The sequence below is a fragment of the Bartonella sp. AA86SXKL genome (assembly GCF_042196885.1).
Genome location: NZ_JBHIRE010000013.1, coordinates 1 through 12955 on the forward strand (window position 1 = coordinate 1; position 12955 = coordinate 12955).

The 12955-nt window shown below is 41.7% G+C and carries 25 protein-coding genes; all 25 read left to right on the forward strand.

Going from position 1 to position 12955, the window contains the following annotated elements; translation table 11 throughout:
- Positions 1-126: 126 nt before the first annotated feature.
- The 25 genes from rpsJ to rpsK all read left to right on the forward strand — a co-directional run bounded on the left by rpsJ (position 127) and on the right by rpsK (position 12880).
- The gene (gene rpsJ / locus ACFIO5_RS06615) at positions 127-435 is read left to right on the forward strand and encodes a 30S ribosomal protein S10 (protein ID WP_005773267.1); all 309 of its coding nucleotides are present in this window, start codon (positions 127-129) and stop codon (positions 433-435) included.
- A gap of 27 nt (positions 436-462) precedes the next feature.
- Positions 463-1200 (forward strand): 50S ribosomal protein L3, encoded by a 738-nt coding sequence (gene rplC / locus ACFIO5_RS06620; RefSeq protein WP_273791404.1) that lies wholly within the window; start codon positions 463-465, stop codon positions 1198-1200.
- A gap of 2 nt (positions 1201-1202) precedes the next feature.
- Entirely contained in the window at positions 1203-1823 is a 621-nt protein-coding gene (gene rplD / locus ACFIO5_RS06625) for a 50S ribosomal protein L4 (protein ID WP_375613145.1), read from the forward strand.
- Complete coding sequence (locus tag ACFIO5_RS06630; protein ID WP_273723987.1) at positions 1820-2113, forward strand: 50S ribosomal protein L23; 294 nt, start codon at positions 1820-1822, stop codon at positions 2111-2113. Before rplD ends, ACFIO5_RS06630 begins: the two co-directional genes overlap by 4 nt.
- 20 nt (positions 2114-2133) lie before the next feature.
- Positions 2134-2967 (forward strand): 50S ribosomal protein L2, encoded by an 834-nt coding sequence (gene rplB, locus ACFIO5_RS06635; RefSeq protein ID WP_375611474.1) that lies wholly within the window; start codon positions 2134-2136, stop codon positions 2965-2967.
- A gap of 15 nt (positions 2968-2982) precedes the next feature.
- Entirely contained in the window at positions 2983-3261 is a 279-nt protein-coding gene (rpsS, locus tag ACFIO5_RS06640; protein WP_375617719.1) for a 30S ribosomal protein S19, read from the forward strand.
- 2 nt (positions 3262-3263) lie between these two features.
- Positions 3264-3653, forward strand: a complete 390-nt coding sequence (gene rplV / locus ACFIO5_RS06645) for a 50S ribosomal protein L22 (protein ID WP_273791407.1) — start codon at positions 3264-3266, stop codon at positions 3651-3653.
- The gene (rpsC, locus tag ACFIO5_RS06650; protein ID WP_273791408.1) at positions 3653-4363 is read left to right on the forward strand and encodes a 30S ribosomal protein S3; all 711 of its coding nucleotides are present in this window, start codon (positions 3653-3655) and stop codon (positions 4361-4363) included. The genes rplV and rpsC overlap by 1 nt, the downstream gene beginning before the upstream one ends.
- A gap of 36 nt (positions 4364-4399) precedes the next feature.
- Positions 4400-4813 carry a 50S ribosomal protein L16 gene (gene rplP, locus ACFIO5_RS06655; protein ID WP_375611475.1) on the forward strand — a complete coding sequence of 138 codons (414 nt, stop codon included), beginning with the start codon at positions 4400-4402 and terminating at the stop codon, positions 4811-4813.
- A gap of 12 nt (positions 4814-4825) precedes the next feature.
- Entirely contained in the window at positions 4826-5026 is a 201-nt protein-coding gene (rpmC, locus tag ACFIO5_RS06660) for a 50S ribosomal protein L29 (RefSeq protein WP_375606714.1), read from the forward strand.
- Positions 5027-5037: 11 nt separating this feature from the next.
- On the forward strand, positions 5038-5277 hold the full coding sequence (rpsQ, locus tag ACFIO5_RS06665; protein ID WP_012231991.1) for a 30S ribosomal protein S17: 240 nt from the start codon (positions 5038-5040) through the stop codon (positions 5275-5277).
- 144 nt (positions 5278-5421) lie between these two features.
- Positions 5422-5790, forward strand: a complete 369-nt coding sequence (gene rplN / locus ACFIO5_RS06670; RefSeq protein WP_004855715.1) for a 50S ribosomal protein L14 — start codon at positions 5422-5424, stop codon at positions 5788-5790.
- 12 nt (positions 5791-5802) lie between these two features.
- Positions 5803-6117 carry a 50S ribosomal protein L24 gene (gene rplX, locus ACFIO5_RS06675; RefSeq protein ID WP_375617722.1) on the forward strand — a complete coding sequence of 105 codons (315 nt, stop codon included), beginning with the start codon at positions 5803-5805 and terminating at the stop codon, positions 6115-6117.
- Positions 6110-6667: a 50S ribosomal protein L5 gene (gene rplE / locus ACFIO5_RS06680; protein ID WP_375617723.1), complete on the forward strand. Its 558-nt coding sequence runs from the start codon at positions 6110-6112 to the stop codon at positions 6665-6667. Before rplX ends, rplE begins: the two co-directional genes overlap by 8 nt.
- Positions 6668-6691: 24 nt before the next feature.
- Complete coding sequence (gene rpsN / locus ACFIO5_RS06685) at positions 6692-6997, forward strand: 30S ribosomal protein S14 (protein ID WP_375617724.1); 306 nt, start codon at positions 6692-6694, stop codon at positions 6995-6997.
- 14 nt (positions 6998-7011) lie between these two features.
- Positions 7012-7410 (forward strand): 30S ribosomal protein S8, encoded by a 399-nt coding sequence (gene rpsH / locus ACFIO5_RS06690; RefSeq protein ID WP_375613142.1) that lies wholly within the window; start codon positions 7012-7014, stop codon positions 7408-7410.
- A 39-nt stretch (positions 7411-7449) separates the two neighbouring features.
- Positions 7450-7983, forward strand: coding sequence for a 50S ribosomal protein L6 (rplF, locus tag ACFIO5_RS06695; protein WP_375617726.1), 534 nt, complete (start codon positions 7450-7452; stop codon positions 7981-7983).
- A gap of 12 nt (positions 7984-7995) precedes the next feature.
- Complete coding sequence (gene rplR, locus ACFIO5_RS06700; RefSeq protein WP_273791414.1) at positions 7996-8358, forward strand: 50S ribosomal protein L18; 363 nt, start codon at positions 7996-7998, stop codon at positions 8356-8358.
- A 111-nt stretch (positions 8359-8469) separates the two neighbouring features.
- Positions 8470-9018: a 30S ribosomal protein S5 gene (rpsE, locus tag ACFIO5_RS06705; protein WP_375617727.1), complete on the forward strand. Its 549-nt coding sequence runs from the start codon at positions 8470-8472 to the stop codon at positions 9016-9018.
- 31 nt (positions 9019-9049) lie between these two features.
- Positions 9050-9256, forward strand: a complete 207-nt coding sequence (gene rpmD / locus ACFIO5_RS06710) for a 50S ribosomal protein L30 (RefSeq protein ID WP_375611481.1) — start codon at positions 9050-9052, stop codon at positions 9254-9256.
- 20 nt (positions 9257-9276) lie between these two features.
- Complete coding sequence (gene rplO, locus ACFIO5_RS06715; protein WP_375617728.1) at positions 9277-9744, forward strand: 50S ribosomal protein L15; 468 nt, start codon at positions 9277-9279, stop codon at positions 9742-9744.
- 161 nt (positions 9745-9905) lie between these two features.
- Positions 9906-11252: a preprotein translocase subunit SecY gene (gene secY, locus ACFIO5_RS06720; RefSeq protein ID WP_375617729.1), complete on the forward strand. Its 1347-nt coding sequence runs from the start codon at positions 9906-9908 to the stop codon at positions 11250-11252.
- Positions 11249-11827: an adenylate kinase gene (locus tag ACFIO5_RS06725; RefSeq protein WP_375633793.1), complete on the forward strand. Its 579-nt coding sequence runs from the start codon at positions 11249-11251 to the stop codon at positions 11825-11827. Before secY ends, ACFIO5_RS06725 begins: the two co-directional genes overlap by 4 nt.
- Positions 11828-12007: 180 nt before the next feature.
- Positions 12008-12376: a 30S ribosomal protein S13 gene (gene rpsM / locus ACFIO5_RS06730; RefSeq protein ID WP_026500557.1), complete on the forward strand. Its 369-nt coding sequence runs from the start codon at positions 12008-12010 to the stop codon at positions 12374-12376.
- 114 nt (positions 12377-12490) lie between these two features.
- Positions 12491-12880: a 30S ribosomal protein S11 gene (gene rpsK / locus ACFIO5_RS06735; protein ID WP_007347762.1), complete on the forward strand. Its 390-nt coding sequence runs from the start codon at positions 12491-12493 to the stop codon at positions 12878-12880.
- Positions 12881-12955: the final 75 nt, after the last annotated feature.

Consider the following 12955-nt stretch of genomic DNA (forward strand, 5'->3'; position numbering starts at 1 on the left):
GTTTTGCTATTCGTGAAGGTGGTCGTACTGTTGGTGCCGGTATCGTCTCTAAGATCATTGAATAAATAATGCTTGTTGAGTGCTTTGATTATTGAAGGCACTTTGTATAACAGGGAAATAAAGAGCATGAACAGTCAGAATATTCGCATTCGCTTGAAAGCGTTTGATCATAGAATTCTTGATACGTCGACGCGTGAGATCGTATCGACTGCTAAACGTACCGGTGCAAATGTCCGTGGTCCCATTCCGCTTCCGACGCGGATTGAGAAGTTTACGGTCAATCGTGGACCGCATATCGATAAGAAAAGTCGTGAGCAGTTTGAGATGCGAACACATAAGCGTCTTCTTGACATTGTTGATCCAACGCCGCAAACAGTGGATGCGCTTATGAAGCTCGATCTTTCTGCTGGTGTGGATGTAGAAATTAAGCTCTGAGGTTTGAGGACAGAAGGAACAGACCCGATGCGTTCAGGTGTAATAGCACAGAAGCTGGGCATGACCCGTATTTATAATGATGCTGGTGAGCATGTGCCGGTGACGGTACTTCGTTTGGAGAATTGTCAAGTCGTTGCTCAGCGTACAGTTGAAAAGAATGGTTATACTGCTGTTCAATTAGGTGTAGGCTTTGCTAAGGTTAAGAATACTTCACAAGCTCTTCGTGGACATTTTGCTAAGGCTTCTGTTGAGCCTAAAGCCAAAATAGCAGAGTTTCGTGTGAGTCCCGACAATCTTCTTGATGTTGGTACTGAGATTACAGTGGAACATTTTGTTCCAGGACAAAGAGTTGATGTGACTGGTACCAGTATTGGTAAGGGGTTTGCTGGTGTTATGAAACGACATAACTTTGGTGGGCATCGTGCTTCTCATGGTAATTCGATTACACATCGTGCTCATGGTTCTACAGGGCAGTGCCAAGATCCTGGTAAAGTTTTTAAAGGTAAAAAAATGGCTGGCCATATGGGGCAAGTGCGTGTAACAACACAGAATATTGAAGTTATTTCCACTGATAGTGAGCGTGGTTTAATTTTAGTGCGTGGTGCTGTTTCTGGTTCTAAAGGTTCTTGGATTTTGATACGGGATGCTGTGAAGAAGCGTCTTCCTGATAATGCTCCAAAGCCTGCTGGTATTCGCCGTCTTGTGAAGGAGAAAGCGGAAATGGTTACTCCGGTGACGGAAACCTCTGAGGTTGAGGGAGCCTAATAATGGATCTTGTAATTAAAACTCTTGATGGTAATGAAGCTGGCAAATTAAAGGTTTCTGAAGCTATTTTTGATCTTGTTCCGCGTGAGGATATTTTGCAACGTGTTGTTCGTTGGCAGCTTGCACGTCGTCAGCAGGGAAGTCATCAATCCCAAGGTCGTTCTGATGTGTCGCGAACAGGGGCAAAAATGTTTAAACAGAAAGGAACTGGGCGTGCTCGACATTCATCTGCACGTGCACCGCAGTTTAGGGGTGGGGGTAAGGCACATGGACCGGTGGTTCGTAGCCATGCGCATGATCTTCCTAAAAAGATTCGTGCTCTTGGGTTACGTCTTGCTTTATCTGCAAAATTAAAAGCAAAAGATTTAATTATTGTGGATGAGTTGACTGTTAAGGATGCTAAAACGAAAATGCTTGTTTCTCATTTTTCTAAGCTTGGATTTAATAACGCTCTCTTGATTGATGGTAAAGAGATTGATATTAACTTTTTTCGTGCAGCCTCTAATATCCCTAATATTGACATTTTGCCTATTCAGGGAATTAATGTTTATGATATTTTGCGTCGCAGCAAACTTGTTTTATCAAAAGCAGCTGTTGAGGCTCTTGAGGAGCGTTTTAAATGACAGATCTTCGCCATTATGATATAATTATTAGTCCAGTTATTACTGAAAAGGCGACTATGATTTCTGAATATAATCAAGTTGCTTTTAATGTCGCGCCGAAAGCGACGAAGCCTGAGATTAAGGCTGCTATTGAAGCGCTTTTTAGCGTAAAAGTTAAAGCAGTTAACACGATAGTCCGTAAGGGTAAAGTGAAGCGTTTCAAAGGTATAGTTGGTCGGCAGAGTGATGTCAAAAAAGCGATCGTAACTCTGGCCAGTGGTCAGACTATCGACGTTTCGACAGGTCTTTAAGAGGCTCGGAGATAGGAATAATGGCACTTAAGCAGTTTAATCCAACGACACCTGGGCAGCGTCAGCTTGTTATTGTGGAACGTTCTTGTCTTTATAAGGGAAAACCTGTAAAGATGTTAACTGAAGGTTTGTCTTCAAAGGGTGGACGTAATAATCGCGGTCGTGTTACTGCTCGTTTTCAGGGTGGTGGACATAAACGTAGTTATCGGTTTGTCGACTTTAAGCGTCTTAAACGTGATGTTTCAGCAAAAGTTGAGCGTTTAGAATACGATCCTAATCGTACCGCTTTTATTGCTTTAATCCGCTATGAGGATGGGCAATTGAGTTATATTCTTGCACCACAGCGTCTTGGTGTTGGTGATTCTGTTATGGCTGGTTTAAATGTGGATGTTAAACCAGGTAATGCTATGCCTCTTGCTAATATGCCTGTAGGTACAATTATTCATAATGTTGAGATGAAGCCAGGGAAAGGCGGACAGATTGCACGTTCAGCAGGTGCTTATGCGCAGTTGGTTGGACGAGATCATGGTATGGCTATTCTTCGTTTAAATTCTGGTGAGCAGCGTTTGGTTCCGAGTAGCTGTTTTGCAACTGTTGGCGCTGTTTCAAATCCTGATCATGGGAATATTAATGATGGTAAAGCAGGTCGGTCACGTTGGCGTGGTAAGCGTCCACATGTTCGTGGTGTTGCTATGAACCCCGTTGATCATCCACACGGTGGCGGTGAAGGTCGTACATCGGGGGGGCGCCATCCAGTATCTCCTTGGGGTAAACCTACGAAAGGTAAGCGTACGCGCTCCAATAAAGCTACTGATAAATTTATTATGCGTACGCGTCATCAACGCAAGAAATGAGAAAGGTAGTCTGAGGTGGTTCGTTCAGTGTGGAAAGGTCCGTTTGTTGACGGCTATCTTCTTGGTAAAGCAGAGAAGGTACGTTCAAGTGGGCGCAACGAAGTTATAAAAATATGGAGTCGTCGCTCTACTATTTTACCGCAATTTGTTGGTTTAACTTTTGGTGTTTACAACGGTAATAAGCATATTCCTGTTTCTGTTTCTGAAGAGATGGTTGGGCATAAGTTTGGTGAGTTCGCTCCTACCCGAACTTATTATGGTCATGGTGCCGATAAGAAAGCGAAGAGGAAGTAGGAATGGGAAAAGCTAAAGTTTCGCGCCAGCTTAAAGATAATGAAGCAAGAGCTGTCACGCGGACAATTCGTGTTAGTCCGCAGAAGCTTAATTTAGTTGCTGCAATGATTCGTGGTAAAAGAGTTAATGTAGCGCTCGCTGATTTGATGTTTTCACGCAAGCGTATTGCTGCTACTGTGAAAAAAACGCTTGAATCAGCAATTGCAAATGCAGAAAATAACCACGATCTTGATATTGATTCGCTTGTTGTGGCGGAAGCTTATGTTGGTAAGTCGATAGTGATGAAGCGCTTTCATGTTCGTGGTCGAGGGCGTGCTAGTAGAATTGAACGTCCATTTTCGCATCTTACTGTTATTGTTCGTGAAGTTACCGAAAAAGTGGAGGCCGCGTAATGGGGCAGAAGATCAATCCAATAGGACTTCGTCTTGGTGTTAATCGGACTTGGGACTCTCGTTGGTATGCTGATAGTGGTGAATATGGGCGCCTTCTTCATGAAGATTTGAAAATTCGTTCATATGTGCTTGAGGAGCTTAAACAGGCAGCTATTTCTAAGGTTGTTATTGAGCGTCCTCATAAAAAGTGTCGTATTACGATTCATTCTGCACGTCCTGGTTTGATTATTGGTAAAAAGGGTGCTGATATCGAAAAGCTTCGTCGTAAGCTATCAGAAATGACGGATGCTGAAACTTCATTGAATATTGTGGAGATTCGTAAACCGGAGATTGATGCGACAATTATTGCGCAATCAATTGCTCAACAGTTAGAGCGTCGTGTTGCTTTTCGTCGTGCAATGAAGCGTGCTGTTCAGTCTGCTATGCGTCTTGGTGCGGAAGGTATTCGTATCAATTGTTCTGGCCGTCTTGGTGGTGCTGAAATTGCTCGTATGGAATGGTATCGTGAAGGTCGTGTTCCACTTCATACCTTGCGTTCTGATGTTGATTACGGTACAGCAGAAGCTAAGACCGCTTATGGTATTTGTGGTATTAAAGTTTGGGTCTTTAAGGGTGAGATTCTTGAGCATGATCCGATGGCTTCAGAACGTCGTGCTACGGAAGCTGATCAATCTGGTTCTTCATCGAATCGTCGCCGCGAAAATGCTTAGTTTTTGAGATTGAACTAAAATTTGGAGTAGAGAACAATGTTGCAGCCAAAGCGCACAAAGTTCCGTAAACAGTTCAAAGGCCGTATTCACGGTTTTGCGAAGGGTGGTACGGATTTGAATTTCGGTGCCTACGGTTTGAAGGCTGTTGAGCCGGAGCGGGTCACTGCTCGTCAAATTGAAGCGGCGCGTCGTGCGATTACACGTTATATGAAGCGTTCTGGTCGTGTGTGGATTCGTATTTTTCCAGATCTTCCGGTTACATCTAAACCAACTGAAGTTCGTATGGGTAAAGGTAAGGGAAGTGTTGATTATTGGGCTGCACGTGTTGCTCCTGGGCGCGTCATGTTTGAGCTTGATGGAGTTCCGGAGGATGTTGCACGTGAAGCACTAAGATTGGGTGCTGCAAAGTTGCCTATAAAAACGCGTTTCATCCAGCGTATTGCTGAATAGTGAGGTTAAGCGATGAGAGCCACAGAATTACGGGCGCAAACGCTCGACCAAATGAAAGATGAATTGGCTAAGTTAAAGAAAGAGCAATTTAATTTGCGTTTTCAAAAAGCAACAGGTCAATTAGAAAAGACTGCGCGCGTTAGACAAGTTCGTCGTGATATTGCGCGTATTAAAACTTTTCTTCGTCAAAAGATAAGTGAAAGTAAGGTTTAAGGAAATAAGAGATGCCTAAACGCGTTTTGCAGGGTGTTGTTATTAGCGACAAAAGTGATAAGACTGTTGTTGTCAAAGTTGAACGCCGTTATTCTCATCCGCTTCTTAAGAAGACTGTTCGGCAGTCTAAAAATTATAAAGCGCATGACGAAAACAACCAATTTAAGATTGGGGATCAAGTTTCTATTCAAGAATCTAGACCAATTTCGAAAGATAAATGTTGGATTGTTGTAAAAGACAATGTAGCGTAATGAGTTAAGCTTATTGTTTTAGAATTTAACAGTGTGGTTATCATTGATAAATTTGAAGGCGATAACTTTATCGTTATTTGGCAGGCAAATCCGAGTGTGTAAAAGGTACAATCGGATATATGTGTTAAGAGAAGGTGGCCAGTCATGATTCAGATGCAAACAAACCTCGACGTTGCTGATAATTCTGGAGCGCGTCGTGTCATGTGCATCAAAGTGTTAGGCGGTTCAAAGCGGAAATATGCTTCGGTCGGTGACATTATTGTTGTTTCGGTTAAGGATGCAATTCCTCGTGGACGTGTTAAAAAAGGTGATGTTATGAAAGCTGTTGTGGTTCGTACTGCTAAGGATATTCGTCGCGCAGATGGTAGTGTCATTCGTTTTGATAGTAATGCTGCGGTTTTGGTGGATAATAAAAAAGAGCCGATCGGTACTCGTATCTTTGGACCTGTTCCCCGTGAATTGCGTGGTAGGAATCATATGAAGATCATCTCGCTTGCTCCTGAAGTTCTGTAAGGAGTAAATGTTATGCAGAAGATTCGAAAAGGTGATAAAGTTGTTGTTTTGTCCGGTAAGGATAAAGGATGTAGTGGTGAAGTAATTAAGGTTAGTCCAAAAGAGAATAAGGCTTTTGTTCGTGGGATTAATATGATTAAACGTCATCAACGTCAAACGCAGAAGCAAGAAGCTGGAATTATTTCTAAAGAAGCTCCGATTCATCTGTCTAATTTGGCGATTGCTGATCCTAAAGATGGTAGGCCTACACGTGTAGGCTTTCGTGTGAATGCAGATGGTAATAAGGTTCGTTTTGCCAAGCGTTCGGGAGAGTTGATTAATGGCTGAGGAAAGACAAATACCGCGTATGAAAGCGCATTATTTTGAAGTGATTCGTAAAGTGCTTCAAGAGAGGTTTAATTACAGAAATGCAATGCAAATTCCGCGGATTGATAAAGTTGTAATAAATATGGGGATAGGTGAAGCAACTGCTGATTCCAAGAAACCTTCCCTTGCCGCTGAGGATTTAGGGCTAATAACGGGTCAGAAGGCTGTTGTTACGCGTGCGCGTAATTCTATTGCGACCTTTAAGGTTCGTGAAGGAATGCCTCTTGGGGCTAAAGTTACATTGCGTAAAGATCGTATGTTTGAGTTTTTAGATCGTCTTGTGACGATTGCTCTTCCGCGGGTTCGTGACTTTCGTGGTTTAAATCCAAAGAGTTTTGATGGTCGTGGCAATTTTGCTATGGGTATTAAAGAACACATTGTGTTTCCAGAAATCAACTATGATAAAGTTGATCAAATTTGGGGCATGGATATTATTGTTTGTACGACAGCAAAAACGGATGATGAAGCTCGTGAGTTATTGCGTGCTTTTAATTTTCCTTTTCGTTCGTAACGGCAAGCGTAGTGAGGTGAAATTATGGCCAAAGTAAGTGCCGTTGAAAAAAATAAGCGTCGTGAGTTGATGGTAAAGTGCTATGCTGCTCGTCGTGCACGTTTGAAAGCAATAGTTATGGATCAGAAGGTTTCTCTTGAAGAACGTTTTAAAGCTTCTGTTCAGTTGGCAGAGTTGCCGCGTAATTCTTCGAAAGTTCGTATTCGTAATCGCTGTGAGGTTTCAGGTCGTCCGCGGGCTTATTATCGTAAATTAAAAATGTCGCGAATTGCGTTGCGTGAACTTGGCTCTATTGGCTATATTCCTGGTATTGTAAAGTCTAGTTGGTAAGAGGAGATTATTTAATGTCTATGTCAGATCCTCTTGGTGATATGTTAACACGTATTCGTAATGCACTTGGTCGTAAAAAAGGTAAAGTAGTTACTCCAGCTTCGAAGCTTCGTGCACACGTTCTTGATGTTCTTCAGTCGGAAGGTTATATTCGCGGATATAATCGAATTGATTTAGGTGATGGGAAAGCTGAAATTGAAATCGAATTGAAGTATTTTGAAGGGCTGGCTGCTATTCGTGAGATTTCACGTGTATCAAAGCCAGGGCGTCGTGTGTATGTTTCTGCTAAGTCACTTCCTCAGGTGGCAAATGGCCTTGGTATTTCGATTTTATCGACTCCTAAAGGCGTCATGGCAGATCATGAGGCGCGTGAACAGAATGTTGGTGGAGAACTCCTTTGTCGTGTTTTCTAAGTTATGTCAAGAAAACGGAAGAAAAAGTAGGTTAGAACAATGTCTCGTATTGGAAAGAAACCCATTTCAATTCCTTCTGGAGTTACTGCTACTGTTGAAGGTCAGCTGGTTAAGGCAAAAGGTCCAAAAGGTGAGCTGAGTTACGTCGTCAATGATGAAGTCTTAGTCAAACTTGAGGACAATATCATATCAGTTATGCCGCGGGATCAGTCAAAAGATGCGCGTTCTAAATGGGGTATGTCGCGCTCAATGATTGAGAACATTTTTTGTGGTGTGAAAGATGGTTTTGAAAAGAGGTTGGAGATTAATGGGGTTGGTTATCGTGCTGCTTTGCAGGGTAAGGATGTTCAACTATCTCTGGGTTTTTCGCATGATGTGGTTTATAAAGTTCCGTCGGGTGTTACTGTGACTGTTCCTAAGCCAACGGAAATTGTTGTTTCTGGAATTGATAAACAGCAAGTTGGACAAGTTGCAGCGGAGATTCGTGAGTATCGTAGGCCTGAGCCTTATAAAGGTAAAGGTGTTAAGCATGCAGATGAACGTATCTTCCGTAAAGAAGGTAAAAAGAAATAAGGATTTTGTATTATGGTTTCATCTAAGGACATTATCCAACGTCGTGCAAGGCGTGTTCGTCGTAGAATTAAAATGGTTTCTCATGATCGTCCTCGGCTTAGTGTTTATCGTTCAAATCAGAACATTTATGCTCAAGTTATCGATGATTTGCGGGGATGTACACTTGTTTCAGCCTCTACTCTTGAAAGTGATTTGAAAAAATCGTTAAAGAGTGGTGCTGATAAAAAGGCGGCCTTTGCTGTTGGTAAGTTAATTGCTGAGCGTGCGAAGAAAGCGGGTGTTAATGAGGTGGTTTTTGATCGTGGAGCGTATGTGTACCATGGTCGCGTCAAAGCTTTAGCTGAAGCTGCTCGTGAAGGTGGTTTGAATTTCTAAAATTTCTTATTTATGAATGAGTAAGGAGAGTTTAGAGTATTTCGTTTAAGTTCTTCCAGTTTGATGAGGGACTTTGTTATCGTGCTTCCGGAAAAGAAAAAGGAATGAGGAATGGCACAAAAAGAACGTGGTGAGAGAGAAGAACGCGATAATGAATTTGTCGATAGGCTCGTTCATATCAATCGTGTTGCTAAAGTTGTAAAGGGTGGTCGGCGTTTTGGTTTTGCCGCTCTTGTTGTCGTTGGAGATCAAAAAGGGCGTGTGGGTTTTGGACATGGTAAAGCCCGTGAAGTTCCAGAAGCCGTTCGTAAAGCAACGGAATCTGCAAAACGTGGGATGATTTATGTTCCGCTTCGGTCTGGGCGTACATTGCATCATGATCTTGAAGGTCGTCACGGAGCTGGGCGTGTTTTGCTACGTTCGGCTTCTGCTGGTACTGGTATTATTGCTGGGGGACCGATGCGTGCTATTTTTGAAGCTCTTGGTATGCAGGATGTCGTTGCAAAATCACTAGGATCGTCGAATCCTTATAACATGGTTCGTGCAACATTTGATGCATTAAAACATCAAGTGCATCCTAGAGATATTGCTGCTCAACGTGGTATAAAGTATTCGACTTTGCAGGCGCGTCGTCGCCATTTAGTCGACCTAGAAGGGTAGTTTCTGAGATTATCAGAAAAGGAATTAGGAAATGGTTCAGAAAAAATCTCAGAGTGGTAAAACTGTGACTGTGGAACAAATTGGAAGCCCTATTCGAAACTCACAGATTCAGCGTGCAACCTTAAAGGGGCTTGGACTAAATAAAATGCGTCGTCGGCGCGTTTTAGATGATACACTTTGTGTGCGGGGTATGATTGCTCGGGTTCGGCATCTTGTTCGCGTTATAGATGAAGGTTAAGGGTTGCGGGAGTATTAGATATGAAACTCAATGAACTGCGTGATTGCGAAGGCGCAACAAAAAATCGTAAGCGTGTTGGGCGTGGTATTGGTTCCGGTATGGGTAAGACTGGTGGTCGTGGTGTAAAAGGGCAAAAGTCACGTTCTGGTGTTTCCCTTAATGGTTTTGAAGGTGGGCAAATGCCTATCTATCGTCGTTTGCCAAAACGTGGATTTAGGAATTTCTTTGCTAAAACCTACAATGAAGTTTCACTAGGACGTATTCAGTTGGCAGTTGATGCAGGTAAGTTGAATATTGAAAAGCCTGTTGATATGGTTTCTTTGAAAGAGGCTGGTATTATTCGTCGTGAAAAAGATGGGGTTCGTCTTCTTTCTGCTGGTGATTTGAAAACTAAGATTACCTTTCATGTTTCTGGTGCTTCACAAGCTGCTCGTGTTAAGATTGAAAAAGTGGGTGGTCAGGTTATTCTTCCTGATATTGCTCGATAATTTTTTAATATGAATAGAGACCTAAAGAAGAATGATATCTGTTTTGTGGGATCTTTTGTGGAGAATTGTTTAAGTTCTGCATTTGTTTATGTATGCATATATGAATTTTAGGATTATACTTCTGTGATTTAAAGAACTGGAGTGTAAAGTGGAGACGTTTTATGGCATCAGCAGCAGAGCAATTTGCTTCCAATATAAACTTCGGCACCTTTTCGCGTGCAACTGAATTAAAGAAACGTATCTGGTTTACTCTGTTGGCGCTTCTTGTATATCGTTTTGGCACTTACATCTCTCTTCCAGGTATCAATATCGATGCTTTGCGGCAAACATTTGAACATCACGCGTCGGGTGTATTAGGACTCTTTAATATGTTTGCTGGAGGTGCCGTTGGGCGTATGGCTATTTTTGCGCTGGGTATCATGCCTTATATATCGGCATCTATTATTGTGCAATTGTTAACATCTATTATTCCTTCTTTGGAAACTCTTAAAAAAGAAGGAGATTTAGGTCGTAAGATTATCAATCAATATACGCGTTATGTAACAGTCGTATTGGCAATCCTACAAGCTTTTGGTATTGCGGTTGCGCTTGAAAGCGGTATAGGGTCGGGGCTTCAAATTGTTTTAGAACCAGGTCTTATGTTTCGTATTTCTTCTGTTATTACGCTTGTTGGCGGAACGATGTTTCTTATGTGGCTTGGCGAGCAAATTACGTCACGTGGTATTGGTAATGGGGTTTCTCTTATCATTTTTACAGGGATTGTAGCCAACTTTCCTTCTACTTTTGCTCAGCTTTTGACAGCTCATAGTCAGGCTGATTTATCAACTTTTCTTTTAATAGGAATCGTTCTTATTGCTGTTTTGGTTATTGGGCTTATTGTTTTTATAGAGCGTGCGCAACGGCGAATTCTTATCCAATACCCGAAACGTCAGGTCGGTAATCAAATGTTTCAAGGAGATATGTCGCATCTTCCTTTAAAGTTGAATACTGCTGGTGTTATTCCACCTATTTTTGCTTCATCTTTATTATTATTACCTGCCACTATTAATAATTTTTCTGATAAAATGCCACAATGGGTTCAGGAGATTTCTTATGCTCTTGGTCATGGACAGCCACTTTATATGATTGTTTATGCATTTTTAATGGCGTTTTTTTGCTTTTTTTATACAGCTATTGTGTTTAATCCAAGTGATACTGCAGATCAGTTGAAAAAACATTCTGGTTTTATTCCAGGGATTCGTCCAGGTGAGCGTACAGCCGAATATATTGATTACGTTTTGACGCGTATTACTGTTGTGGGGGCACTTTATATTATCTTGGTTTGTTTGTTACCTGAATTTATGATATCTGCATTACAGGTTCCTTTTTATCTTGGGGGAACATCCTTGTTGATTGTTGTTACTGTTACACTTGATACGGTTGCTCAAATTCAGGGGCATCTTGTTGCCCACCAATATGAAGGGTTGATAAAAAAATCAAAACTTCGTGGAGGTAGAAGGAATCGATGAGAGTTATTCTTTTAGGTCCTCCTGGAGCGGGAAAAGGTACGCAAGCAAAAATGTTGACTGAGGAATATAGCATTCCTCATTTATCAACAGGGGATATGTTGCGTGAGGTGATTGCCAAAGAAACGGAGATTGGTAAAAAAGCTAAAGCTATTATAAGTTCTGGTGCTTTGGTACCTGATAGTATTGTTAATCAAATCGTATCAGATCGGATTGATGAAGCTGATTGTGTAAACGGTTTTGTTTTGGATGGATATCCGCGAACTGTAGGGCAGGCAGAAGCGTTGCAACAGATACTGAATTCAAAAAATACGCAGCTTAATGCTGTTATTGAGTTGTGTGTTGATGAAGACGTGTTGATTGAACGTATGAAGAAGCGCGTTGAAGAAACAATAGCGGCTGGTGGACAGGTTCGTTTAGATGACAATCCTGTTGCTTTTGCAAAAAGATTAGTAGAATATCGTGAAAAAACAGCTCCCTTATCAAAATTTTATTCAGAGAGGGGAATGTTGAAGGTTATTGATGGAATGATTGGTGTTGCTGAAGTGACACGTATGATTAGAGGGTTTCTTTCATGAGATTTTTTTAGAAATAAATGAAAAGAGTTGACTTTTGAGATGAAATCTATCAAAAGTGAATTTAATTTATTTTAGTGAAATAATAGGATTCGGAAGAATTTTTTTCTGAGTCTATTTTTTTCTATAAGGTATATCAGGTATTTTATAACAATTTGTCAAAAATAACTAAGGAGAGTAGGCGTGGCTCGTATTGCTGGCGTCAATATCCCGACAAATAAGCGTGTAATTATTGCGCTTCAATATATCCACGGGATTGGACCAAAATTTGCTCAAGAAATTATTGAAAGAGTTGGCATTCCTTTGGGGCGTCGTGTGCATGAGCTTTCAGATGCTGAGGTGCTGCAGATTCGTGAGGCAATAGATCAGGGGTATCAAGTTGAAGGTGATCTTCGTCGTGAGGTTGCTATGAATGTTAAGCGTTTGATGGATCTTGGTTGTTATCGAGGATTGCGTCATCGCCGGTCTTTGCCTGTCCGAGGACAGCGTACACATACGAATGCTCGTACGCGTAAAGGTCCGGCTAAGGCAATCGCCGGTAAGAAGAAATAAGGGCCTTTGTGGAAGGTTTTTATATGTTCTTTTTCTTGTTTGATTTGTTTGACAAGGAAAAAAAGGTGGAGCTGCTGATGTTACGGCAGTGATGAGATCGTTGAAAGGGAAATTATGGCCAAGGAAGCCACACGTGTTCGTCGTCGCGAACGTAAAAATATTTCATCGGGTGTTGTTCATATTAATTCAACATTTAATAACACAATGATTACTATTACTGATGCTCAGGGTAATGCAATTGCTTGGTCATCTGCGGGAGCTCAGGGGTTTAAAGGTGCGCGTAAATCGACACCTTTTGCTGCTCAAGTTGCTGCGGAGGATTGTGCAAGAAAAGCGCAAGAGCATGGTATGCGTTCTTTGGAAGTTGAAGTTTGTGGACCTGGATCAGGGCGTGAATCTGCTCTACGAGCATTGCAATCTGTTGGTTTTGTCATTACTTCTATTCGCGATGTAACACCAATTCCTCATAATGGATGTCGTCCGCGGAAAAGGCGGCGTGTTTAATTGGGTGTTGTTTTTTGTTGTCGGAGATTTCTCTGATGTTCACATTGGTCGTTACGATTGAATGGTAACGGAACT